General features: G+C 61.2%; 20 protein-coding genes. 6 read left to right on the forward strand and 14 right to left on the reverse strand.

Annotated features, from left to right (window positions below):
- Positions 1 to 17 precede the first annotated feature (17 nt).
- The 3 genes from flgA (at position 18) to AC1RQI_RS05715 (ending at position 1,648) form a co-directional block, all read left to right on the forward strand.
- Positions 18 to 692: a flagellar basal body P-ring formation chaperone FlgA gene (gene flgA / locus AC1RQI_RS05705; RefSeq protein WP_481904051.1), complete on the forward strand. Its 675-nt coding sequence runs from the start codon at positions 18 to 20 to the stop codon at positions 690 to 692.
- Between the two features lie 134 nt (positions 693 to 826).
- A complete protein-coding gene (flgM, locus tag AC1RQI_RS05710; RefSeq protein ID WP_416634643.1) occupies positions 827 to 1,150 on the forward strand; it encodes a flagellar biosynthesis anti-sigma factor FlgM in 324 nt (107 codons plus the stop codon).
- A gap of 6 nt (positions 1,151 to 1,156) precedes the next feature.
- Complete coding sequence (locus tag AC1RQI_RS05715; RefSeq protein ID WP_481904006.1) at positions 1,157 to 1,648, forward strand: flagella synthesis protein FlgN; 492 nt, start codon at positions 1,157 to 1,159, stop codon at positions 1,646 to 1,648.
- Between the two features lie 5 nt (positions 1,649 to 1,653).
- Here AC1RQI_RS05715 and AC1RQI_RS05720 read toward each other — a convergent pair whose 3' ends face one another.
- Entirely contained in the window at positions 1,654 to 2,394 is a 741-nt protein-coding gene (locus tag AC1RQI_RS05720; RefSeq protein WP_481904007.1) for a cyclic di-GMP-binding domain-containing protein, MshE-related, read from the reverse strand.
- A gap of 104 nt (positions 2,395 to 2,498) precedes the next feature.
- Here AC1RQI_RS05720 and mnmC1 point away from each other — a divergent pair, with 104 nt between their 5' ends.
- On the forward strand, positions 2,499 to 3,614 hold the full coding sequence (gene mnmC1, locus AC1RQI_RS05725; RefSeq protein WP_481904008.1) for an FAD-dependent 5-carboxymethylaminomethyl-2-thiouridine(34) oxidoreductase MnmC1: 1,116 nt from the start codon (positions 2,499 to 2,501) through the stop codon (positions 3,612 to 3,614).
- Positions 3,615 to 3,681: 67 nt separating this feature from the next.
- The gene (locus tag AC1RQI_RS05730; protein WP_481904009.1) at positions 3,682 to 4,308 is read left to right on the forward strand and encodes a CBS domain-containing protein; all 627 of its coding nucleotides are present in this window, start codon (positions 3,682 to 3,684) and stop codon (positions 4,306 to 4,308) included.
- Between the two features lie 12 nt (positions 4,309 to 4,320).
- Here the strand turns inward: AC1RQI_RS05730 and AC1RQI_RS05735 are convergent, their stop codons facing one another.
- From AC1RQI_RS05735 to AC1RQI_RS05755, 5 genes are all read right to left on the reverse strand, one after another.
- Positions 4,321 to 7,011: a hypothetical protein gene (locus AC1RQI_RS05735; protein WP_481904010.1), complete on the reverse strand. Its 2,691-nt coding sequence runs from the start codon at positions 7,009 to 7,011 to the stop codon at positions 4,321 to 4,323.
- A 157-nt stretch (positions 7,012 to 7,168) separates the two neighbouring features.
- The gene (gene ligA, locus AC1RQI_RS05740) at positions 7,169 to 9,190 is read right to left on the reverse strand and encodes an NAD-dependent DNA ligase LigA (protein WP_481904011.1); all 2,022 of its coding nucleotides are present in this window, start codon (positions 9,188 to 9,190) and stop codon (positions 7,169 to 7,171) included.
- A gap of 15 nt (positions 9,191 to 9,205) precedes the next feature.
- The gene (gene zipA / locus AC1RQI_RS05745; RefSeq protein ID WP_481904012.1) at positions 9,206 to 10,300 is read right to left on the reverse strand and encodes a cell division protein ZipA; all 1,095 of its coding nucleotides are present in this window, start codon (positions 10,298 to 10,300) and stop codon (positions 9,206 to 9,208) included.
- Positions 10,301 to 10,414: 114 nt separating this feature from the next.
- Complete coding sequence (gene smc / locus AC1RQI_RS05750; protein WP_481904013.1) at positions 10,415 to 13,912, reverse strand: chromosome segregation protein SMC; 3,498 nt, start codon at positions 13,910 to 13,912, stop codon at positions 10,415 to 10,417.
- An 11-nt stretch (positions 13,913 to 13,923) separates the two neighbouring features.
- Positions 13,924 to 14,613: a GntR family transcriptional regulator gene (locus tag AC1RQI_RS05755; protein ID WP_416634652.1), complete on the reverse strand. Its 690-nt coding sequence runs from the start codon at positions 14,611 to 14,613 to the stop codon at positions 13,924 to 13,926.
- Positions 14,614 to 14,835: 222 nt separating this feature from the next.
- Between AC1RQI_RS05755 and AC1RQI_RS05760 the strand changes: the two genes are divergently transcribed.
- Complete coding sequence (locus tag AC1RQI_RS05760; protein WP_481904014.1) at positions 14,836 to 15,798, forward strand: GGDEF domain-containing protein; 963 nt, start codon at positions 14,836 to 14,838, stop codon at positions 15,796 to 15,798.
- Here AC1RQI_RS05760 and rluB read toward each other — a convergent pair.
- From rluB to odhB, 8 genes are all read right to left on the reverse strand, one after another.
- A complete protein-coding gene (gene rluB / locus AC1RQI_RS05765; RefSeq protein ID WP_481904015.1) occupies positions 15,788 to 16,717 on the reverse strand; it encodes a 23S rRNA pseudouridine(2605) synthase RluB in 930 nt (309 codons plus the stop codon). The genes AC1RQI_RS05760 and rluB overlap by 11 nt on opposite strands.
- A complete protein-coding gene (gene scpB / locus AC1RQI_RS05770; RefSeq protein ID WP_481904016.1) occupies positions 16,714 to 17,349 on the reverse strand; it encodes an SMC-Scp complex subunit ScpB in 636 nt (211 codons plus the stop codon). Before scpB ends, rluB begins: the two co-directional genes overlap by 4 nt.
- Positions 17,346 to 18,173: a segregation and condensation protein A gene (locus AC1RQI_RS05775; RefSeq protein WP_481904017.1), complete on the reverse strand. Its 828-nt coding sequence runs from the start codon at positions 18,171 to 18,173 to the stop codon at positions 17,346 to 17,348. Before AC1RQI_RS05775 ends, scpB begins: the two co-directional genes overlap by 4 nt.
- Positions 18,170 to 19,387, reverse strand: coding sequence for a tryptophan--tRNA ligase (locus tag AC1RQI_RS05780; RefSeq protein WP_416634657.1), 1,218 nt, complete (start codon positions 19,385 to 19,387; stop codon positions 18,170 to 18,172). The genes AC1RQI_RS05775 and AC1RQI_RS05780 overlap by 4 nt, the downstream gene beginning before the upstream one ends.
- Before the next feature lie 119 nt (positions 19,388 to 19,506).
- A complete protein-coding gene (gene sucD / locus AC1RQI_RS05785; protein ID WP_416634658.1) occupies positions 19,507 to 20,379 on the reverse strand; it encodes a succinate--CoA ligase subunit alpha in 873 nt (290 codons plus the stop codon).
- Positions 20,376 to 21,545, reverse strand: a complete 1,170-nt coding sequence (sucC, locus tag AC1RQI_RS05790; protein ID WP_416634659.1) for an ADP-forming succinate--CoA ligase subunit beta — start codon at positions 21,543 to 21,545, stop codon at positions 20,376 to 20,378. Before sucC ends, sucD begins: the two co-directional genes overlap by 4 nt.
- Before the next feature lie 34 nt (positions 21,546 to 21,579).
- Positions 21,580 to 23,022, reverse strand: coding sequence for a dihydrolipoyl dehydrogenase (gene lpdA / locus AC1RQI_RS05795; RefSeq protein ID WP_481904018.1), 1,443 nt, complete (start codon positions 23,020 to 23,022; stop codon positions 21,580 to 21,582).
- A gap of 29 nt (positions 23,023 to 23,051) precedes the next feature.
- Entirely contained in the window at positions 23,052 to 24,341 is a 1,290-nt protein-coding gene (gene odhB / locus AC1RQI_RS05800) for a 2-oxoglutarate dehydrogenase complex dihydrolipoyllysine-residue succinyltransferase (protein WP_416634661.1), read from the reverse strand.
- Between the last annotated feature and the right edge of the window lie 31 nt (positions 24,342 to 24,372).

Here is a 24,372-nt window from a genome sequence, read left to right on the forward strand (position 1 = left end):
TTCTTCTGCTCAGCGTAATGCTGTTCCCCGGCATCGTCATTGCATCCCAACCCGCGGGGAACACCGCGGAGCGTATCAACGAGGCAGCCAAACACTTCCTTGAGTCCTTTTCACAAAAACAGTCGGACAAGGAGCGTAGCGTTGAATTCGAAATCGGCAGCGTGGACAAACGCCTTTCCCTGAGCCAATGCCCGCAGCCGCTGGACGTTGAGTTCGCTGGCAATCCGGAACGCTCAACGCGTGCCACCCTCCTTGTGAGCTGTGAAGGCAATCGGCCCTGGCGTATTTTTCTGAACGCCACCGTTCGTATTCAGGTGGAGGGGTGGGTCGCCGACCGCCCCATTGGACGGGGGGAACGCCTGACATCCGACATGCTGCGCTCAAGCCCGGTTGTCATCAATGAACAACGACGGGGCGGCTTCCGCGACCCGGAACATATGATCGGTATGCAGGCCAAACGCACCATCCGCGCGGGAACGACCATTACGCCCCGCATGCTGGAACAACCACTGGCCGTGGAACGCGGGGATCGCGTCGTCATCTCAGCGGGCACCGAGGTCTTCTCAATAACGACGCGCGGCGAGGCACAGCGCAGCGGCCATGTGGGCGAACAGATCCCCGTAACCAACGAGAACTCGGGGCGCCGCGTACGCGGCCGGATCACGAAGCCCGGTCATGTGGCCATTGACTGAGCAAGGGCGGCAGCTTGCTGCCGGAAGGCGGCAGGGACCTGCCTGATGATGAAAAAATTTGCGCGCAAGGCTAAAGTCAGCGGCAATGCTGCCGTTACAATTCAAAGAGAGACCAGATCCGGACGGGGTGAGCCATGGCAATTGACTTCAATGGGGCCAACAACAATGCCCTCAACACCCAGAAGCAAACCCTGCGTCAGCGGGATGACGCCCAGGGTAAGACAGCGCCACAGCAGCCGGCAGAAGGCGGCTCACAGACACACGACAGTACGCGCGTGGACCTGAGCCCCGATGCGCGCAATATCAAGGCAGCCGAACAGACGCTCCAGGAACAGCCGGAGGTGGATGACGCCAAGGTGGCACGTATCCGCGAAGCACTGGAGGATGGGTCCTACTCGATTGACGCTGAAAAACTGGCCCAGAAAATGCAAGAGGTAGATGACAGCATCTTCGGGTAAAACGCCATGACGGACCACAAGACAACGTTCGATACGCTGGATCAGCTTCTGAGAAAAGATGAAGCCAACCTCAACCGGCTGGCAGAGGTGCTGGAACAGGAGCACCAGGCCCTGGCGGGCAACGAGATGGCGCAGCTGGAACAGGCGACCAGCGAGAAAAATGAACTGCTTGATGCGCTTAGAGACCGGGCAAAGCAGAAGATCCGTGTTCTCGCTCAGCTTGGGTATCGTCCCGACAGCGGTCAGGCAATAAGCGACTTCCTCCGCAACCAGGCCGGCGCGCAATCAACCCTGATGAAACGCTGGGAAGAGGCGCAGCAACGGCTCGGCGAATGCCAGCACCGCAATGAGGTGAACGGCCGTATTCTCGGGCATCTGCAGCGGCGCCTCTCACGCATCTCGGACATCATCCGCGGTGCCGATCAGCAACAGTCGCTTTACGGCAGCACTGGCGAAGCCCAAAGCCTTACCCACAGCCACGTCTTCGCCAGCGCTTGAGCGGATCAGCGGGTCCGGATCGTAAGGCTGGAGTCCGGGGCAAACCGGATGTTTGTCATGGTAAGATTGCCCATGGAGCGCGCGTCAGCGGCGCCATCCACCCGAATACGCTCCATCCGGATCTCCCGGATGCGCTCCGGCATGGGCAGACTGACATCGCCATCGCCACTCACGCTAAACCCGGAGCCTTCCGGACCGAATTCCACGCCCGAGACAGTGACATCCGCATCCAGGAAGTTCATGGCCGGAACGAAGGTGCGAGCGGTGAATTCCAGTGCCTCAAGCGCCTGGTCTTCCGCGTCTTCCTCCGTCGCGGGTGTCTGGCCGAGGTCCATGGCGTTGCCAGAAAAGGCCTCCCGACCCTGAGCTACGACGCCCCCCATTTCACCCTCGTTCAAGGGCTGGATACCGCTTGAAGCGGATCGCAGCTGCTGACCGCTGGTCTGCACGGAGGCATTCGGCAGCGCCGGCGCGGGGGAGGCAAGCGCAGCCATTGGCTGCAATGGCGTAACAACAATCGCCGTCAGTGCGGCCGCATACCGGTACCGCTTCTGATGCTTGAGCGTACGCTCCAGCTCACGCTCCGTGATCCAGCCGGCTCGCACCAGCACCACACCCAACCGCTCACCGGAAACCCTTTGTTCCTCAAGCGCCTGTTGGAGCTGTGCATCGGTGATGTAGCCACGGTTGACCACAAGCCGACCAAGGCGGCTTTTCTCAAGTTGCTGGGAGCTGGGCGTTGCCATGGAGATCACCTTTCATTTTGCAATCCGTGTACTCAGGATTATAGTGGCTCGCACTGAAGGATTTGTACAGAAAGTAAACTTTGTGAAAGGTAACGGATCGTCAAATGACGCATTCTGATGCAATCCCTCCGTCACCGGGTGTGATCATCGTCGGTGCCGGGGTCGCTGGCAGCCTGACAGCACGACTGCTGGCAGAAGCGGGCATAAAAGTAGCCATAATGGACCCCACCCTACCTTCCCCGCTTAATCAGGAACGACGGGGGGCGCTCTATATGAAGCCAGCGGTGGACTACAACCCGGAGACCCGTTTTGCCCACCAGGCTTTTGGGGCCGCTTCCAGGTTCTACAGTCGCCTTCAGGGTGAGCACCCGGACATCAACTTCTGGTTCCCAACAGGGACACTGGCCCTGGCCTGGAGCGAACGTGAACAAGAGCGACAGGACAAGCTTCTGGCCCGCAACCACTGGGACCCGGCTTTCCTGGAGCCTGTCACGGCCCGCGAGGCGTGCGAGATCTGCGGCCTTGAAGTTACCGCTTCAGGCCTTTGGTTCCCGGGCGGGGGCCATATGCGGGTGGACGCCCTGCGCCAGGCCGCACTCACCCATCCCTTGATAGAGACACACCACCTGCAGGTTGAGCCAGACCGGATTCAGGCCTCCGCGCAGGGCTGGCAATTACCCCTTCCGGAGGGCGAGCGCCTGGAAGCCCAAACACTGATCATCGCAGCCGGGGCCCGGGCGCCCGCTTGGGCCCCTGAGCTGCCCCTGGGACGTATCCGCGGCCAGCTCACCACCTTTCCCTGCACCGGCCCTGGCCCAGCAGTGGCGGTCAGCGGTGCCGGCTACGCTTTGCCGCCTTATGAAGGTCGCGTTTGCGTTGGCGCAACCTTCGACCGGGATTCCGACAATGCCAGCCCTGACTTCAACAGCGACCGTGACAACCTCAACAACCTGGCCCGCTGGCTTCCCGCGTTGGCGCAACAGCTTGAGGGGGCGGAGAACGCCGGACACTGGGTCGGTTTCAGGAGCACCACACCAGACCACATGCCTGTGGCCGGTGCGCTCAAAGACCATTACATTGTCGCTGGCCTGGGCGGCAAGGGACTGATGTACGCGCCCCTGATCGCGGAACACCTGACGACGATGATCCAGGCCAAGCCCTCGCCACTCGCGCCCGAGCTGTCGCAACGGCTCACACCTGAGCGCTTCCATAAAGGTTAACGCCATCTCCTTGAAAGTCGCGGGACGCTGCCGATAACCTTGGTAATGGATCAGTGGAGAGATGCTCATGGCCATTCATATTGCGGAACCCGGTCGCCCTGTTGGCACCCGGCTGCCCGAGGCACTGAGGGCCAGGCGCGTGGAACGAGCGGACGAAACCACTGCCATACGGCGAATGGCCTCCAACACAGAGCAGCCCGAGGAGCCTGCGCGATTCCAGGAAGGAACCCAGGTCCGGAGAGCGTTACGCGAATATCAGGAGGAATCCGGTGGTGAGGGCGACGCCGAGTCCCCCTATCTGCCATCCAGCAAGCTGGCATCCCCTGCGCTGCATTCCATCAGTGCACAGGCAGCCGTTCACCAGGCGCTTGATGCCATGACCCAGCACCTGGTTCATCATCTGGTTGTGCTCACAGACGCTGGGGAAGTGGCGGGATTGATCAACGAAACCTGGCTGCTCCGGCTCATCCGGAGTGGCACCGAGGCGACCACGCCACTGTCTGGATGTGAGTTGCCGTCATTCATCACGGTAACCCCAGAGACCGACGCCCATCACCTGGCGCAGCAGATGCTCAGCCACGAGCTCAGTGCCGCCTTGGTGATCAACCATGAGAACCGACCGGCGGGAATCATCACCAGTACCGACTTCCTGCGTCTGTATGCAGACGGCCATCATCTTGACACCACCATATGAGCCCAGCACTGGTTATTGCGTAAGCCGCTTGCCACGCTGGTCGTAGGGTCTCAGAACCTGCGCTCCCGAATCAGCTTCAAACACAACGAACAGCTTATCGTCCTTGAAAGGGGCCATATCGAGCACCGAATTCGCTCCGTCAACGGACACCTGCCAGCGCTTGGTGATCCTAGTGTCATCATCGCTGTCCTGGTCATCGTTGTCATACCGTAAGCCCATCAGGTACACAGTGGCATCTTCCTGCTTCCCCGCGATAAAGACGTCGTCGCCAGACACACTCAGTGCCTGAATACTGCTAATGGATTCATTCCCCTCAGCCGACGGGAATGTTGCCCGCGCGGTACCTGCACTATCAACGGCAATCAGAAAGGGGGCATCATTGGCCCCTTCAGAGGGGTCAAAACCATCGGAGTCATTGATGCTGTAGGGGCCACTTTCATTCCCCGCCAACCAGAAACGACTACCGCCAGCTCCCGCTAAAGCAACTCTGTCGTCGCCCTCAGTACCGAACTGGACTCGCTGGTTCACGGATCCGTCACCTGTGTTGCGGGTGAACAAATAGAAATCCTGCCCCCCCACATTGGTTCCCGGGTCCACGGCTCCCCCGTCATCGCCGATGGTGGTAACGCCCGCTACGCCGGAGGTGAACAGGCCTTTGAGGGAGGGAGTCGTTGCTTCAAGACTCTCGGACCAGGCCTGCTCCGCGACCGGGTTGCCATCGCTGTCCTCCCCGGTATCGATGCTCGTCAAGCGCACTGAGCTATTACCCAATCCCCCTGCGTAAAGAGACCCTTCCTGGTCCACCGCCAGGGCGCGCTGCGCCCATTTTCCATCTGCCAGGGCCATCCCCCAGAGAGCGTCCCCCGTCTCTCCCGATCCAGAACGAACAATAACTCTGTTACCGTTATCATCGTCTTGAGTGGCAACAGTCGACCCCAGAAGTTGCGCTCTGCCTTTCTCAGAAGTCACCGGATAGGCAAGGCCCAGGTAACGGGTCACCTGTGGCGCACTCGCCGTCCCTGGGTTCTCGCCTGCGAACGCCAGCCTCACACGCCCTTCGCTGGCTAATGAAGGCCAATCTGCATTGCCATTGACCGCTCCAAGCGCCACCGCATCATCATCAGCTGTATCCATGGATCCAAGCCGGTTGATGCTATGGAGACCGATGGCGCTCGCTCCATCGGCGCCAGCCACATACACTTCGCCAAGCTCACCGGGCACCAGGCTCTGAACCGTAAAGCCAAGCGCACTCAGATCGGTATCGCTTGTCCATTCATTGATCGTGGCGTCCACGGTACTGTCAGTAGTGACAGCTGCAAATTCCCGACCGTACTGGAAGTCAGAGACAAACTGCAGTTTCCGCACCAGCTCTTCCCTGAGGGGCGCATCCGATTCCGTCTGGGCTTTCACATAGAAATCCGTTGCTTCGGCACCCTTGTCAAACGTCAGCGTCAATGAGGCGTTATTGTTATTCTCATCGACGGTCACGCAGTCGCTGCCACTGTCATCGGAACACAGTTCCGCCTGCCAGGCGGTCTCATCGTCAACCTCTGCAACTTCAACCGCCGTATAAAGAGGCTTGCCTGTATCGTTGGGCCGGCTCAGTGTGGCGGTCACTTCCCGACGACTCCCCTCACTGAGCACCACCTGCTCGTGTTCGAAACTGGCCGTGGGTGTGTCATCCTCAATCGTCACGCTTCGGCTGGATACCGCGCCGTTGTTCTCAACACTCGCAATGCCCTCTGTAACCCGCTCCAGCTCCACGTCGAAGAACTCGGAGTCCTCGGCCAGATTATCGTCATGAACCCAGACCGGAATAAAACAGGTGGTCTGACCCGCTTCAAAATTGAGCAGGCCAGTGGCCCCGTTTTCGTCTTCGCTGATGTACTCAACATAGTCTGGAGGCTCCGGGAACCCCGACCCCTGGTGAGCGTTACCATCAAGGACAAGGTCCTCGCCATAGAGGGCCCGGCCCTGGTTACCCTCTTCATACTCACAGGGCAATTCCTCACCCTGCTCACACTCCTCCTGACCCTGGATCCGGAAGCGGACCGAGACCGGTTCTACCGATGGCTCTCCCAGATCCACCCGGATGAGGGCACGGCGACTGGTATAGGTTCGACTCGCTGACTCATAGGTCGCATCACGGCCCACCACCAGTTTCCGGTGTTCCACTGCAGCCTCTGGCGCCACATCCATAGCCGGGATATCGCACACTTGCTCTGAGTCCTTTTCAACATCGGGCTCGTACGCTTCACCTTCCGTAATGGTGGCGTCCGAGATTTCCAGTGGGTTGTGGCGTACCTCAACGCTGAACTCGCTGTCACCGATGAGTTTTCCGTCATTGGTGGTGATGCGGATATTGGCGTTTTCCCCCAGGTCATCCTCCCCTCTGCGGCCACCGGTGATGCCGGGGACCCCCCGTAAAACAATGCCCTTGCGGGCATTGTTGGTCGTGGCCTCCAGAGCCATCCAGGAGGGGTTGTTGACCAATGAGTAGTTGAGAAGGTTATCGCCACCTAAAGCGCCAAAGTTGTAACTGTAATCCACTCCGAGATAGGCAACATTAGGCGGAACCCCGATAATGTCTGGATTCTCTGGGGATTGACTCGTATCACCGCAACCGATCAGAAGCAGTGGCAAGACGATACAGAGCGCCTCAACGGCACAACGTGCTGGAACAGCGATAGCGCTAACACTCACGGATGACATTCTCCCGGGTCGGGACCGCTCCCGATCCTCTGCTGGTTCAGCGTCAAGGCCAGGGTTTGCAAACGTCACCCATGGTAGGGGATCCGCCATGGGGCGGATCCGTACTGGTTCTCAGAATCACGGGGCGGCAGACGATTCTGTGACACAGTCACGCTTCGCCGAGCCACTCCAGGAAGGCCGCTTCATCCAGAATGGAGATCCCTTGCTGGCGGGCTTTGCTGAGCTTGGAGCCGCCGCCCTCGCCCGCCACAACGTAGTCGGTATTGCTGGAGACACTGCCTGCCACCTTGGCACCGCGCGCTTCCAGCGCCGCGCGGGCCTGATCCCGGGAATAGTGATCCAGGGCTCCGGTCACCACCACAGTGGTGCCAGCGAACGGGGAACTCGAATCGGTTGCCCGCTCCGGGGCGCGGTAGGTTACGCCAGCGTCCCTAAGGCGCTGTATGATGTCACGGTTGTGGGGCTCCGCGAAGAAACTGCGGATATGACCTGCCACCACCGGTCCCACATCCTCGATTTCCTGAAGCTGCTCCTCATCCGCTTCCATCAGCGCATCCAGGTCGCCGAAGTGCCGGGCAAGCGCCCGTGCCGTGGCCTCCCCCACCTCACGGATTCCCAGGGCGTAGATCAGCCTGTCAAGATCCGGTTCACGGCTCGCGGCAATGGCGTTCACCAGGTTGGAGGCTGACTTGTCGCCCATGCGTTCGAGCCGGGTCAGGTCTTTCACCCTCAGATGATAGAGGTCGGCGACTGTCTCGATCAGCCCCTCGTCCACCAGCACGTTCACCCACTGCTCACCCAGTCCCTCAATGTCCAGCGCGCGACGCGAGGCATAGTGGCGAATGGCTTCCTTGCGCTGAGCCGGACAGAACAAGCCGCCCGTGCAGCGGGCCACGGCTTCGTCCTCAGGCTGCTCGATGGCGGACCCGCACTCAGGGCAAGCCTCCGGGAGTTGGATCGACCGCGTGTCCTCGGGGCGCCTCTCAGTGAGAACCCGGACAACCTGCGGAATCACATCGCCAGCCCGGCGGACCATCACCCAGTCCCCTTCGCGCAGCCCCAGACGCTCGATCTCATCCATGTTGTGAAGGGTGGTATTACTGACAGTAACCCCCCCAACAAACACAGGATCCAGCCGGGCTACGGGCGTGATGGCCCCGGTACGCCCCACCTGGAAGCCCACCTCGTGCACCCGGGTCATGACCTCATGAGCGGGAAACTTGGTTGCCACCGCCCAGCGTGGGGCCCGCGAAACGTAGCCGAGGCGTGCCTGCAGCGCCAGATCATTGACTTTGTAGACCACACCGTCGATCTCGTAGTTCAGCGACTCGCGCTTCTCCAGCATCCTGCGGTAATAGGCAATGCAGTCCTCGATCCCGGTCACAAGCCGGACTTCCGGATCAATCCGGAACCCCCAGTCCCGTAGCTTAAGCAACTGTTCGTAGTGGCGGGCCGGGAGGCCGGCCTCGTCGGGAACGGCAACGCTGTAGGCGCAGAAGGACAGCGGCCGGCGCGCCGGCACCCGCGGATCCTTATTCCGAAGGCTGCCGGCAGCGGCGTTACGCGGGTTCACAAAGGGTTTCTCGCCTTCCTCCGCCAATCCCTGGTTCAAGCGCTCAAACCCGTCCAGCGGCATATACGCCTCCCCGCGAACCTCAAAGGCCGCCGGATAGTCATCACCATAGAGCTGTAATGGAATGGCCCGGATGGTACGGATGTTGGCCGTGATATCTTCTCCGGTGTAGCCGTCACCCCGGGTAGCGGCGCGGTGAAGCACCCCATTGCGGTACAGAAGGCTCACCGCCAGCCCATCAAGCTTGGGTTCACAGGCATAGTCCACTGGCGCTTCCTGCCCCAGGCGCTCCCGGACCCGGCGGTCAAAATCCCGGAGCTCAGCCTCGTCGAAGGCGTTGTCCAGCGACAGCATGGGGGTTTCGTGGGGCGCCTCCTCGAACAGGGAGTCGGGGGCCACCCCAACACGCTGGGTCGGCGATTCCGGGGTTATCAGTTCCGGGTACTGTGCCTCAAGCTCCTGCAGTTCCCTCAGAAGCCGGTCGTAATGCTCATCCGAGACCTCGGGATCATCCAGGGCATAATAACGGTAATTGTGGTGGTCAATTTCCCGACGCAGGGTCTCAATACGCTGTTCAGGGGTCTTTTCCCGACTCACAGGGGGGCAATCCTCTCAGGTTCTGGCCGGGGAACGGCGCTTGCGCTCGAACTCACGGATCCTCTGGCGACAGTGCTCAATCGTCTGGCTGGTCATCACACTGCGGTGCTCGTCGCGCAGCTCCCCACCCAGGTTGCGCACGACGGTATTGGCCGTCTCCAGCATGAAATCAAAGGCCTGTACCGGCTGGCTGGGCCCGGGCAGGCTCATAAAAAAGCTCAGCCCCGGCGTCTCCAGGCTTTCAATTTCCTCCGGCTTAAGCGTGCCGGGTGATACGGCGCTGGCGACACTGAACTGGACCGGTGTGCGGGTATCCGACTCTTCATGGCGATGATAGATGCCGAGGTCCCCGTATTCCATGCCGCAGGCTTCCAGGATGCGGCGAATGGTGCTGCCGGTATAATGCTCGCCATCACGGCAGTGGGCATGGATCACGATCACTTCCTCGGCTTCCGGCCGGTTCGCCCCGGCCATCGGTGGTTGCTCCGGCGCTGCCTGGGCTGGGTCCGGATTCTCCACCTCACCGCTACCCCCCGTTTGGGCACCGGTGCTGGCCTCACCGTCCTCGCCACCAGCGCTATCGCGGATGCGATTCCATATCTCACGGGCCCCCGCACTGATCCGGCTGGCCGCTTCGCCCGCTACCGCGCCGGCCTCAGCGGCCTTCTCGCCCGCCCCCGTGCTTTCATCGCGGGCGCGCGCCGGCCCCACGATCCCATCGTCATCCCCGGCTGAAAGCGGTTCATCATCGACTTCCGGTGCCGAAGCCGTGACGGTCGGTACCTCCTCGCTTTCGCCATTCGGGGGCGCTGCGTCAGCGCTTGGTCCCGGCTCCGGAGTCGGCCCCGCTTCAGCCACCGTATTCCGCCCGGCAGCCGCCCCCTGGTTCGCGTCGCCCCCGCCAGCACCACCAACGGGACGGGCACCACCAGTGGGCAACTCCGGATTATAGGGCTCGTCAACGGGACTCTGGCCAATGCCGTCGCCACCCATGGCGCGCTGCATTTCCAGCGACTCACGGCGGGCCCTGCGCATCCGGCGCAATCCGTCAACAACGATGCCGATAATCAGCAGCGCCCCGACAATGATCAGCCATTCTCTGAGACTCATGATCCTCTATCTGTCCTCAAGGGTTGCCCCGGACGCATCCCGGTGCGCCCGCTTGCCTGCCACTTTAGGCAATGACCCCGGTCAAGACAATGCCGGCGCATTGCGGCTTATTCATCAGCTGTCCGCCAGTACGGCAGCCTCTTCAACGTCCACGGATACCAGGCGCGATACCCCGGGTTCGTGCATGGTCACTCCCATGAGCTGATTGGAAAGCTCCATGGTGACCTTGTTATGCGTGATGTAGATGAACTGCACCTGTTCGCTCATCTCTTTCACCATCCTTGCATAGCGCCCGACATTGGCGTCATCCAGCGGCGCGTCCACTTCATCCAGCATACAGAAGGGGGCCGGATTGAGCTGGAAGATGGAAAACACCAGTGCAATGGCGGTCAGCGCCTTCTCACCGCCGGACAGCAGGTGAATGGTGGTGTTCTTCTTGCCTGGAGGCCGGGCCATGATGGCAACCCCGGTTTCCAGAAGGTCATCCCCTGTCATTTCCAGATGCGCGCTGCCACCACCAAAAACCCGGGGAAACAGATTCTGGAGCCCCTGGTTGATGGCATCGAACGTCTCACGGAAACGGGTGCGGGTTTCGCGATCAATCTTGCGGATGGCGGACTCCAGTGATTCCAGCGCCTCCTGCAGATCCCGATCCTGTTCGTCCAGATAGGTCTTGCGTTCATTCGCCACCCGGTACTCATCAATCGCCGCCAGGTTAATGGCTCCCAGGCGCTGAATGCGATTGCCAATGCGGGTCAGCTCCTGCTGCCAGGCCTCGGCCGTGGCCGTTTCCGGGAGCTCGGCCTGAACAGACTCCAGGCTGACTTCCAATTCCTCCAGCTGCTCCAGATACTGGCGAGCCTGAAGCTCAATGGCCTGGGTGTCCATGCGCAACTTCTCAAGTTTTTCACGCGCCTGCTGGACATCCTGCTCCACCTGGCTGCGGCGCTGTTCACGCTCGCGGACCTTTTCGTCAATGGCGTCCAGCGCTTCCCGGGCCTCGTTGAGTGTCTCTTCCTCTGCCACGCGGCGCTCCAGGAGCCCTTCCAACTCCATTTCCAGGTCCTGGATGGGTGCCTCCGCGTTTTCCCGGGTCTCGCGCTGGATCTCGATGCGTTCGTCCAGCCGGCCCTGCTGGCTCTTCATGCGCTCCAGGGTCTGTTCAAGAGCCTCCTGGCGGTTTTTCAGGTCCTGCACCTGGAGTTGAAGCTGATGATGGTGGTCGCGGGCCTGGCGGGCCTGCTGGCGCTCATCGTCGAGCTTTGCCCTCAGATCGTCACGTTCGCTGAGCAGCGATTCCTTCCAGTCCGCATTCTCGTTCATCCGGTCCATGGCTTCCTGCCAGCTGGCCCGGGCCTCTTCCAGGCGCTCGTTCTCGTCCGCTTCCTGGGCATCCAGATCCGCAAGATCGTCGCTGATCCGGCGGGCCCGTTCGCGGACCTGCTCCATGCGGGCACGAAACGCCTCAAGCCGGGACTCTGTACTGGCAAGCGATTCCCTTGCCTCGTTGAGCCCGGCTCGCGCCTCTTCCAGCGCACTCTCGGTTTCGTCGCGCGAGCCACGCAGCTCCTGAAGCCGCTCTTCCCCCTCCGTCACCTCATCCTGCAGGGCCCCGGATTCCTCCTCCAAAGCCTGGATGCGCTTCTGGCGCTCGATCACCCCCGTCTCATCATCGCCTTCATCGGGCAGGCGCAACCACTCGCGGCCAACCCACACCCCTTCAGGAGTGACCAGTGATTCGCCATCCGCCAAGGCACCACGCCGCTCAAGGGCCTCCGCCCGATCCCCCGCACACCAGGCCTGGGCCAGCCAGCCAGCCACACTGCCGCCCTGCCCGACCTTCGACAACAGCGTTCCCGGCTCGGCATCCTCACCCGTGTCGCCTCGATGCACGATGCTCAGCCCTGACGGGGCCTCTGCCAGGGTAGCGCCGTCATAGTCGCCTGGTGCCAGGACCAGGGCCTGGGCGAGCGGGCCGAGCACGGCTTCTACCGCCTTTTCCCAGCCTTGCGCCACATCCAGATCCTGAGCCAGCCGCTGGACCTTGTCCCACCCCTGCTGACCAATCCATTCCCGGCGGCGTTCATCACTGTCGCCGAGCTGGCCTTCCAGCAGGGCCTGTTCAGACGCCAACCGGCCGTTCAACGTCTGAAGACGGCCACGCTTCTCGTTGAGTTCCGGCTCCAGATGCTCGATCGCCTCCCGGTCACGCTCCAGCTGTTCGCTCAGGGTCTCCACCCGTTCCCGGGCCTCTTCCACACGGGCATGCTGTTCCTCCCGCTCGCTCGCCAGGGTGGCTTCCTCGCCGGAGCGATCATCGTGATCCAGACTGGCCCGCTCTTCCTCCAGGCGCTGGCGGCGCTCACGGAGCTTGAGCAGCGCGTCCTCGCTGGCCTTGATCCGTTGCTGCCCTACTTCCGCCTGCTGGCGGTCGTCGGCCGAACGCTGGCTGAAGTCCTCCCATCGCTGCTGCCAGTCCTGCATCCGGCTCTCCGCCTCGGCAAGGCGTTCCCCGTATTCCTCTGCCTGGGCACTGGCGGTTTCCAGCTCGGGCTCAACACTGGCCAATTCCTCGGAGACCTTGTCCAGACGCTCCTGATCCTGTTCCAGCTCCCGGGACACTTCCTTGCGACTGGCCAGGGCCTGCTCCAGGTCCTCGCCAGCCTGGCGCGCATTGCGCTTCTGGTTCTCAAGGTTCTGCTCAACGCGGGCAATCTCGGCTCCGGCCTCGTAGTAGCGGCCCTGGGCCTGATTGAAACGTTCACTGCGGTCACTATGGTCCTGTCGCAGGGATTCCAGTTCGGTTTCCAGTGAGGTGCGTTCCGTGACGAACTTCTCCAGTTCGGTTTCCGCCTCACTGATTGCCTGGCGGTGCCCCTGCAATGACTGGTCCAGTTCCTGCCAGCGCAGGGCCGCCAGCTCGGCCTGCTTCTGGCGCTCCTCCTGTTTCAGGGCACGGTATTTCTCCGCAGCTTCTGCCTGCTTCTCCAGGTGCTGGAGCTGGCGGTCGAGCTCGTCCCTGAGATCAGTCAGCCGGTCGATGTTCTCCTGCGTGCGGCGCATCCGGTTCTCGGTCTCGCGACGGCGCTCCTTGTAGCGCGAGATCCCGGCCGCTTCCTCGATGTAATGCCGTAATTCCTCAGGTTTGGCCTCAATCAGGCGTGAGATCATCCCCTGTTCAATGATTGCGTAGCTGCGCGGCCCCAATCCGGTACCGAGGAACAGGTCCGTGATGTCGCGCCGGCGGCACTTGGCGCCATTCATGAAATAGTCGGATTGGCCTTCCCGGGTGACGCGGCGCTTGACGGATATCTCGTTGAAGCGGCCGTATTCGCCCGGCGCAGTGCCGTCGCTGTTGTCGAACACCAGCTCAATCGATGCCTGCCCCACAGGCTTGCGACTGGTGGAGCCATTGAAGATGACATCGCTCATGGCCTCGCCCCGCAGGTACTTGGCGGAGCTCTCCCCCATGACCCAGCGCACGGCATCGATGATGTTTGACTTACCGCAGCCGTTGGGCCCCACCACAGCCGTCATGTTGGAAGGGAAAGGCACCGTGGTGGGTTCAACAAAGGACTTGAAACCGGCGAGCTTGATGGACTTCAGACGCATGGGCGACCGGCTCAGGTGGCGGGTTCGACGGTAAGCGATTCATCCCGGGCCAGCGCCTGAAGCGCGACCTCTCGCTGATGTTCCCCGAAACGCCGGATGCTATCGGTCACACCCTGATGATCATTCGCCTCAATACGCGCCACGATGCGCTCAAAAAAGGTCTTCGAGATCTGCATCTCCCCAGGATCGTTGGCCAGGACCAGATAATAGGTACGACTGATGGCGGGACGGAAATTTTCCAGGGTCTCCTCCAGATAGGGATTGGCCACCACGGGATAGCACTGGCGCATGGCCTCCATTCCCCCGTCGATCACTTCCGCCACACTCGCCTGATCACCTCCGAGACTCCGGCACAGCTGGCGGATCGCTTGCAACAGTGGTTGCTCATCCGCCTCGGTACGCCGGGCCATAAACCGGTCCGCCAGCATTTCCAGCAGGTTCAGATAGATGTCGTACAGGCTGTTCACGAGCTCAGGCGTCATGCCGGAGACCACTGCCCCCTTGCGCGGGTAGATGCGGATCAGGTGACGCCGCTCCAGAATCAACAGCGCTTCGCGCACCGAGCCGCGGCTGACATCCAGACTGCCGGCCACCTTGAGCTCCTGGATGCGCTCACCGGGGCGCAGTTCACCCGTGATGATCTGGCGCCCCAGATGCTGGGCGATCTGTTCGGAGAGACTTTCCGGCGCCTGGAATTGCATAGTGGGCCCTATCGTTCCCTGCCTGAAGCGCCGGATCATACCACAACAGCCTGACAATAGGACACGCGGTTCCCGCCCTGTCATTTTTTTGCCGCCCAGTTTCTTGCAGAAGGCACTTTTTTTGCCATCCACGCCTATCTTACTGGCATTAAAGGCTTCTTGAGAACCGGCACGGTTTTCGCTTGGCGATGCCTAACAGCAATTCCGAAACCGGAGTAAGGCATGAAAAAGGTAACCGGCAATGCCAACCCCATCGACCTGAAACAGGCCAGGGATGCCGCCGAGAACGTGCGGATCATTGATGAATGGAAGGATAACAACAACCGGCTTGCCGTTCTCTGCAGTCGCCTGCACCAGACGCTGGACCTTAATGCAATGCTGGATATCTTTGCCGAGGAATTGAACCAGGTTGTCCCCTTTTCGGCACTGGCTTACCGGCGTTCACGCAGTGGCGGTGACTTTGGCTACCTTCTGGGCTCTGGTGGCCCCCATCACTGCTGCTATAACCTGACCTTGCGCGGCCAGGAACTGGGCTCTCTCCGCCTGGACCGCCGTGAACGCTTCCGGGAAGATGAGCTGATGATCGTTGAGCAGGCGATTGGTGTGCTCATCCAGCCCCTGCGTAACGCATGGCGCTATCAGGAAGCTCTGGAATCGGCCATGACCGACGGGTTAACGGGTATGGGGAATCGCCGGGCCCTGGATGAGACGCTGGCCAATCATATAGAGCAGGCCCGCCGCTATGGCCAGCCGCTGAGTGTCCTGTTGATGGACCTCGACCATTTCAAGCAGATCAACGATTCCCTGGGCCACGCGGCCGGCGACGCCATCCTGAAAGTGGTCGGCGAACGGATCCAGACCCAGATCCGATCCTGTGACCACGGCTTCCGTTACGGGGGTGAAGAGTTTGCGGTTGTTCTTCCCCACACAGGCCAGGAGGCAGCCCAGCGGGTTGCGGAACGGTTGCGGCTCGCCTTCCGGGAAACACCACTGCAGTACGACGAACGGACCCTGTCGCTCACGGTCTCCATCGGGATTGCCGCCATCCGCGAAGGTGAGGAAAGCATGGATGAGCTGTTGCAGGCAGCCGACACCGCCCTGTACGCCGCCAAGAACAGTGGCCGCGACAGGGTCCGTATTGCGGATGGTGCAACCGAGGGGGTTAGCAACGCGGTCAGCGTTTAGCGTTGCGCCTCTTGTCACGCCGGCCCTTTGTCCCTCCGCGGCCCTTTTCAGCGGGTTTGGAGGGCTTACTGTCCGCTGCCTTGGACGGTCTCTTGCGCTTGAGTCGGCGCAGCCGATGCTTCTCCGGCGGGGTCGGCGGCTTCACGGGAACCGACTCCAGGCCCACGGATTCGCTGAGCGTATCCACGTCGGCCTGCCCCAGCTCTTCCCACCGGCCCGTACTCAGGCGACTGGGCAGAAAAATAGGGCCATGACGTACACGCTTGAGACGTGACACCTGAACGCCCTGAGACTCCCAAAGGCGCCGCACCTCACGGTTGCGCCCTTCCATGATGGCCACGTAGTACCAATGGTTATGACCTGACCCTCCCCAATAGATCAGATCCGTAAACCGGGCCTCACCATCCTCAAGGGCAACGCCGTTGGTCAAACGCTCCGCCATGGCATCGTCCACTTCACCGAAAATACGCACCGCGTATTCCCGATCGACCTGCCAGGAGGGGTGCATCAGGCGATTGGCCAGCTCACCGTCTGTCGTGAACAGCAGGAGACCGCTGGTGGAAATATCAAGCCGTCCCACAGCAATCCAGCGCTCGCCGGTCAGCTGCGGCAACCGTTCAAAAACCGTTGGGCGTCCTTCCGGGTCATCCCGCGTTGTGACCTCGCCCTCAGGCTTGTTATAGATGATGACGCGCCGGGTAGGACTCGCCGCTGCGCCCAGATCCACGCTGCGTCCATCAATCCGGATATCATCCTGGGTCGTAGCACGGGCACCCAGCTGCGCTACCTCCCCATTAATCTGTATACGGCCGTCACTGATCCAGCCCTCAATGGCGCGCCTTGATCCAAGGCCGGCGCGCGCCAACAGTTTCTGGAGACGCTCGCCGGCCTCGCTCGGGTTTTGACCGGATTCACTCATTCATTCGTCTCCGTATCGTCATGCGTATTGCTCGTGGATTCATCCAGTGCCAGTTCTTCCTGCAGCCGATCCTCAACCTCGCGGCTGATGGTTTCAAGGTCGCGAACCTCCGCCAGGCTGGGCAGCTCCTCCAGCGACCGCAGGTTGAAATAGTCCAGGAACTGCCTGGTTGTAGCGTACATTGAGGGGCGCCCCGGCACATCCCGCTGGCCCACGACCCGGATCCATTCCCGGTCCAGAAGCGTCCGGATGATATTGGTGTTGACCGATACGCCCCGCACCTCCTCGATTTCGCCCCGGGTAACGGGCTGACGGTACGCAATCAGCGCCAGCGTTTCCAGCAGGGCGCGAGAATAACGCTGGGGTTTCTCGTCCCACAGCCGACTCACCCAGGGAGAGAGCGATTCACACACCTGAAAGCGCCAGCCGGAAGCCACCTTCTTCAGCTCAAAGCCACGGCCCTCGCATGCCTCCTCAATGCGCGAAATCACATGCTCCATCACCGTGCGCGTCGGCCGCTCCTGCTCATCGAACAGCGACTGCAACTGGTCCAGAGTCAGTGGTTTATTGGCTGCCATGAGGGCACCTTCCACAATGCGCTGAACCTGGTCGATGCTCTCCCCGTCCATCATGCGCTCCCTCTTGCCCGGATATGAAGCGGCGCCAGGGGCTCGGCCTGAACCACCTCCACGAGCTGCTCACGGATCAGCTCAAGGGTGGCAATAAAGGTCACGACGACACCCAACCGTCCTTCCTGAGGCGAAAACAGCGTCTCGAAGCGCACGAAATTCTCCCCGGATAACTGCTCCAGAACGCCGGACATCCGCTCCCGCGTGGAAAGCTGTTCACGCTCGACCTGATGGTGTTCGTACAGATCCGCGCGCTCCAGCACTTCCCTCAGGGCCAGCAGCATCTCACGCAGGCTGACGTCCGGATGCTGCTGGCGTTCGGGCATGGCAGGCGGCTCAGCCCCGGCAAGATGGAAGTCCCTGTCACGCCGTGGCAGCGCATCAATTTCCTCAGCCGCCATCTTGTAGCGTTCGTATTCCTGAAGGCGCTGAATGAGTTCGGCCCTGGGGTCAGGCTCTTCTTCCGCTTCCTCGGCCTGGCGCGGCAGCAGCATGCGGGACTTGATCTCGGCCAGGGTTGCCGCCATGACCAGGTACTCCGCCGCCAGCTCAAAACGCATCGCCTCCATGAGGGCAATGTAGTCAATGTACTGGTCGGTAATGGCGCTGACATCCACATCCAGGATGTCCATATTCTGCCTCCGGATCAGGTAAAGCAGCAGATCCAGGGGCCCCTCGAACGCATCGAGGAACACCTCCAGGGCATCCGGAGGGATGTACAGATCCTGGGGCAGATCGCGAACCGGCTCTCCAGCAACCAGGGCCAGCGCTTCACGCTCGGGATCGGCCGCAGCTACGGAGGAGCCGGTTGCCGCTTCCGTGGTCATCGGCGGTATTCCAGCCCCATGACACGCCGAACCTCATGAAGCGTATCCCGGGCGGCATCACGTGCCTGCTCACGGCCTTCATCCAGAATCGAACGCACCAGGTCCGGATTGTTCTCGTATTCACGCCCCCGTTCCCGGAACGCTTTCTGTTCTTCGATCACCTTCTCTTCCAGCGGCTTCTTGCAGTCCAGGCAGCCAATACCGGCATTACGGCAACCGTTCCAGACCCATTCCTGGGTACTGTTATCCGAGTAGATCCGGTGCAGGTCCCAAACCGGGCATTTCTCGGGATCCCCGGCGTCGCTGCGCCGTACCCGCGCCGGGTCCGTCTGCATGGTACGGATCTTCTGGCTGACCGAGTCCGGCTCTTCCCGCATGAAGATGGTATTGCCATACGACTTGGACATCTTCTGCCCGTCGGTTCCCGGCAGGCGCGCCTCGGGCGTCAGCAGTTCCTGGGGCTCAGGGAGGATCACCTTGCCGCCGCCCTCAATGTAGCCGTAAAGGCGCTCGCGGTCGCCGATGGAAATGTTCTGCTGCTCCTTGAGAAGGGCCCGCGCCGTTTCCAGCGCCTCTTCATCCCCCTGCTCAAGGAAACGCCGGCGCAGGCTGCGATACAGCTTGGCGTTCTTCTTGCCCATCTTGGCGATGGCCGCTTCCGCCTGTTCCTCAAAGCCGGGGTCGCGACCGTAAAGATGGTTGAAGCGCCTTGCCACCTCGCGGGTAATCTCGACGTGCGAGACCTGGTCGGCCCCGACTGGCACCAGACCGGCGCGATACATCAGGATATCCGCGCTCTGGAGCAACGGATACCCAAGGAAGCCGTAAGTGGCCAGATCCTTTTCTTTCAGCTTTTCCTGTTGGTCCTTGAAGCTGGGCACGCGTTCCAGCCACCCCAGCGGGGTGATCATGGACAGCAGCAGGTGCAGCTCCGCGTGCTCGGGTACATGGGACTGGATGAACAGGGTCGAAGAGCCGGGATTGACCCCCGCCGCCAGCCAGTCGATCACCATGTCCCAGATGCTCTCCTCAATAGAGAAAGGGTCTTCGTACATGGTGGTCAGCGCGTGCCAGTCCGCCACGAAGAAGAAACATTCGTACTCGTGCTGGAGCTGGGCCCAATTGGCCAGTACACCGTGATAGTGGCCCAGATGAAGCCGGCCTGTGGGCCGCATCCCTGAAAGGATGCGTTGCTGGGGTTCAACGGAAGTCAATCCGGTCTCCTCATTGGTTCAGGGTCTGGCCTGATTATACGCACGAAACAAGCATGGGTTAATCAACGAAAAAAGCCGACCCGAGGGTCGGCTTTCCGTTGAGGCATAATCCGGCGCTGTTACCAGCCTGTGGCCTCTTTGATGGCCTTGCCGATGTCGGCCAGGCTGCGCACCGTCTGCACGCCCGCATCCTGGAGCGCGCCGAACTTCTCGTCCGCCGTGCCCTTGCCACCGGCGATGATGGCGCCGGCATGACCCATCCGCTTGCCGGGCGGTGCCGTCACACCCGCGATGTAGGAAACCACCGGCTTACTCACGTTCTCCTTGATGTAAGCAGCAGCCTCTTCCTCGGCCGTACCACCGATCTCGCCGATCATGACAATGGCCTCGGTTTCCGGATCCTTCTCGAACAGCTCAAGCATATCGATGAAATTCGAGCCCGGAATGGGGTCGCCACCAATGCCCACACAGGTGGACTGGCCGAACCCATAGTCCGTGGTCTGCTTAACGGCTTCGTACGTCAACGTACCGGAGCGGGAAATGATACCGACCTTGCCGGGCTTGTGAATGTAGCCGGGCATGATGCCGATCTTGGACTGCTCGGGTGTGATCACGCCAGGGCAGTTCGGGCCGATCATGCGAACGCCCTTGCGGTCCACGTATTCCTTCACATAGAGCATATCCAGCGTCGGGATGCCCTCGGTGATGCAGACCACCAGCTCAATGCCAGCATCCGCCGCCTCAACCACCGCGTCCTTGCAGAAGGGTGCGGGCACGTAGATCACGGACGCGGTCGCGCCGGTCTCCTGGACCGCCTCTCGCACAGTGTTGAACACGGGAAGCCCCATGTGCTCAGTACCGCCCTTGCCCGGGCTGACGCCGCCAACAAGGTTGGTACCGTATTCCAGCGCCTGCTCACTGTGGAAGGTCCCCTGGGCCCCGGTGAAGCCCTGGCAAATGACGCGTGTTTCCTTGTTCACCAGTACACTCATGCTTCACCTCCGGCTGCGGCGACAACTTTTTCAGCGGCCTGACTGAGGCTGCTGGCCGCAATGATGTTCAGGCCGCTGTCCGCCAGCTTCTGGCGGCCATTCTCGGCATTATTGCCTTCAAGACGGACGACAACGGGAACGGTCACACCCACTTCTTCGACGGCGCCCATGATGCCTTCAGCAATCATGTCGCACCGCACGATGCCACCAAAGATGTTGACCAGAACGGCCTTGACGGTGTCATCGGAGAGGATGATCTTGAACGCCTCGGCAACGCGCTCCTTGGTCGCGCCACCGCCAACATCCAGGAAGTTGGCCGGCTGGCCGCCATGGTGCTTGATGATGTCCATCGTACCCATGGCCAGACCGGCGCCATTGACCATACAGCCGATGTTGCCGTCCAGCGCGACGTAGTTCAGGTCCCACTCGGCCGCGTGCGCCTCACGCTCATCTTCCTGGGAGAGGTCACGCATCTCCGCCAGCTGCTTCTGGCGGTACAGCGCGTTATCGTCCGCGCCCACCTTGGCATCCAGGCAGTGAAGATTCCCCTGGTCGGTGATCACCAACGGGTTGATCTCAATCAGTGCCAGGTCCTTGTCCTCAAAAAGCTTAGCCAGCCCCAGGAAAATCTTGGTGAACTGCTTGATCTGGTCGCCCTGAAGGCCCAGGCCGAACGCCAGTTCACGCGCCTGATAGGGCTGTGCCCCAACCAGCGGATCCACGGTGGCCTTGAGGATCTTTTCCGGCGTTTCCTCGGCCACCTTCTCAATCTCGACACCGCCTTCGGTGGAGGCCATGAAAACCACCCGACGGGAACCGCGATCCACGACCGCGCCCAGATAGAGTTCCTGATTGATGTCGGTCAGGGACTCAACAAGGATCCGGTTAACCGGCTGCCCCTTGTCATCCGTCTGGAAGGTGACCAGACGCTCACCCAGCCACTGATCGGCAAAGGCCCGGATCTCATCCTTCGATTTGGCCAGCTTCACGCCGCCAGCCTTACCCCGGCCACCAGCGTGCACCTGGGCCTTAACGACCCAGCCCTCGCCACCGATCTTGTCGGCAGCAGCCACCGCTTCATCCGCGGTGGCACAGGCCACGCCCTCGGAGACGGGCAGGCCGTACTCCCCAAAGAGCTGTTTGCTCTGATACTCGTGCAGATTCATAGATCATAACCTGTTGTGTTGGAGGTTGCGCCGGTTACTTCTTCCGGCGCCGGTTCGCCTTGTGAATCGCCATGCCGTCCACACCCAGTGCCGCCTCATGGACGGATTCGGACAGCGTCGGATGCGCAAAGCAGGTCAGGGCCAGGTCCTCGGCACTGGAGCCGAACTCCATTGCGATCACGCCCTGGGCGATGATCTCCGAGGCCTGCGGCCCCACAACGTGCATACCCAGTATCCGGTCGGTCTCCTCATGAGCGAGGATGCGAACCTGGCCTTCGGTTGCATTCGCGGCCATGGCCCGGCCATTCGCCGCAAACGGGAAGGCGCCGACCTTGTAGGGCTCACCCTCGGCCTTGAGCTCTTCCTCGGTCTTGCCGACCCAGGCGAGCTCAGGGTGGGTGTAGATCACGTTGGGAATGCAGTCATAATTGACCTCGGTGGCATAGCCGGCGATGCGGTCCACCACCATGATGCCCTCCTCCGAGGCCTTATGCGCGAGCATCGGACCGCGCACAACATCACCAATGGCGTAGATACCGGGCACATTGGTCTGGCACTCGTCGTCCACGGCCACGAAACCACGCTCGTCCAGATCCACGCCCGAATCGGAGGAAAACAGCTTTTCCGTGTTCGGTGTCCGGCCCACGGCAACGATGAGCTTGTCGCACTGGATCTGGTCCTGATTGCCTTCACCGTCCTCATAGGTCACGTGAACCAGGTCGTCCTTCACCTCGGTCTTGGTCACGCGGCACTTGAGACGGATATCCAGACCCTGTTTCTTGAAGCTCTTCTGGGCATCCTTGGCAATGGCCTGGTCCACGCCAGCCAGGAAGGTATCCTGAGCTTCCAGCATGGTGACCTCGGACCCGAGCCGATTCCACACGCTGCCCAGCTCAAGGCCAATCACGCCCGCACCGATCACGCCAACGCGCTTGGGCACCTCGTCAAACTCCAGAGCCCCTTCGCTATCGACAATCCTGTCTTCCTTCATCGGAGCCGGCGGGATCTCGATCGGGCGGGAACCGGTGGCGATGATGATGTTCTTGGCCCCGTAAGTGCTCTTGTTGCCCTCGGGATCGGTTACCTCCACCTGTTTGCTGTTGAGCACCCGGCCCCAGCCGTGGATGGACGTAACCCCATTGGACTTGAACAGTCCCGCGATACCGCCGGTTAGATTACCGACGATCTCGTTCTTGTTCTTCATCATCTGCTCGATATCGACATCGATGTCCTTGACCTTGAGGCCCTGTTTCTCGAAGTCGTGTTTGGCCTCCTCAAACTTATGGGAGGTCTCGAGCAGTGACTTGGACGGAATACAGCCCACGTTAAGGCAGGTGCCGCCCAGCACCTGATCGCCCTTGTCGTCCTTCCAGCTTTCGACACAGGCGACGCTCATTCCCTGTTGCCCGGCGCGAATGGCGGCGACATAGCCGCCGGGGCCGGAGCCGATAACGATGACGTCATAGTCTTGGGACATAATGTTTCCTGCTTGTCAGTGATTCGTTGTCAGACGTCCAGAAGAATCCGCGCCGGATCCTCGAGCAGTTCCTTGATCGTCACAAGAAACTGCACAGCTTCTTTGCCGTCAATCATACGATGGTCGTAGGACAGCGCCAGATACATCATCGGCAACACCTTGACCTCGCCATTGACGGCCATGGGGCGTTCCTGGATCTTGTGCATGCCAAGGATCGCTGTCTGCGGCGGGTTCAGGATCGGCGTGGAGAGCAGGGAGCCGAAAATCCCGCCATTGGTGATGGAGAAGGTACCACCGGTCATCTCCTCCATGGTGAGCTTGCCATCCCGCGCTTTCTGGCCGAATTCGTTAATGCCCTGCTCCACGTCGGCCACGGACAGTGCATCCGCATCACGCAGCACCGGCACCACCAGCCCCCTTTCAGTGGAAACGGCGATACCAACGTCCTGGAAGCCGTGATAGACGATCTCGTTGCCATCAATCGAGGCATTCACGGCCGGGAAACGCTTGAGCGCTTCCACCGCCGCTTTCACGAAGAAGCCCATGAAGCCGAGCTTCACGCCATGACGCTTCTCAAAGGTATCCTTGTACTGCTGGCGAATGTCCATGATCGGCTGCATGTTCACCTCATTGAAGGTGGTGAGCATGGCGGTCGTCTGCTGGACCTCCACCAGCCGCTTGGCGATGCTGGAACGCATGCGCGTCATCGGCACCCGCTTCTGCGGACGCTCGCCTTCCGGCATGCTGCCGGCCGGGGCCTGGGGCGCTGCGGAACGGCTTTCGGAACCACCGCTGGCTGGGCTTGAGGCGGGCTGCTCCGCTCCTTTCTGTTCGGCGGCGCGCTGAACGTCTTCCTTCAGGACACGACCGCCCTTGCCGGTGGCCTCAACCTTCGCCAGGTCGATCCCTTGCTCCTCGGCCAGCTTGCGCGCTGCCGGGCTCACCAACGGCTCCTCGCCACTGGCGCCACCCTCTTCGGAGGGCGCGGGCTCCGAGGCCTTGGCGTCCGCACCGCCTTCCGAGCCCCCACTGTCTGCCTGGGCCTCTTCCTTCGCTTCACCACCGCCCGCGGCTCCGGCTTCGCCTTCAGCAAATCGACCGATGACTTCGCCGCTTTCAACGGTGTCACCCTCATCCTTGATGACTTCCTTGATGACGCCGTCACCCGGCGCCACGACCTCGAGCACCACTTTGTCGGTCTCGATATCGACGATCAGCTCATCCCGCTCACACTGGTCGCCGGGTTTCTTGTGCCAGGTTGCGATCGTGCCTTCCGCAACGGATTCGGGGAATACCGGAGCTTGGATATCTGTTGTCATTACCCTTCCTTTCTTGTCGGGACTCGCTTTC

This window comes from Salicola sp. AFF1 (assembly GCF_056783195.1).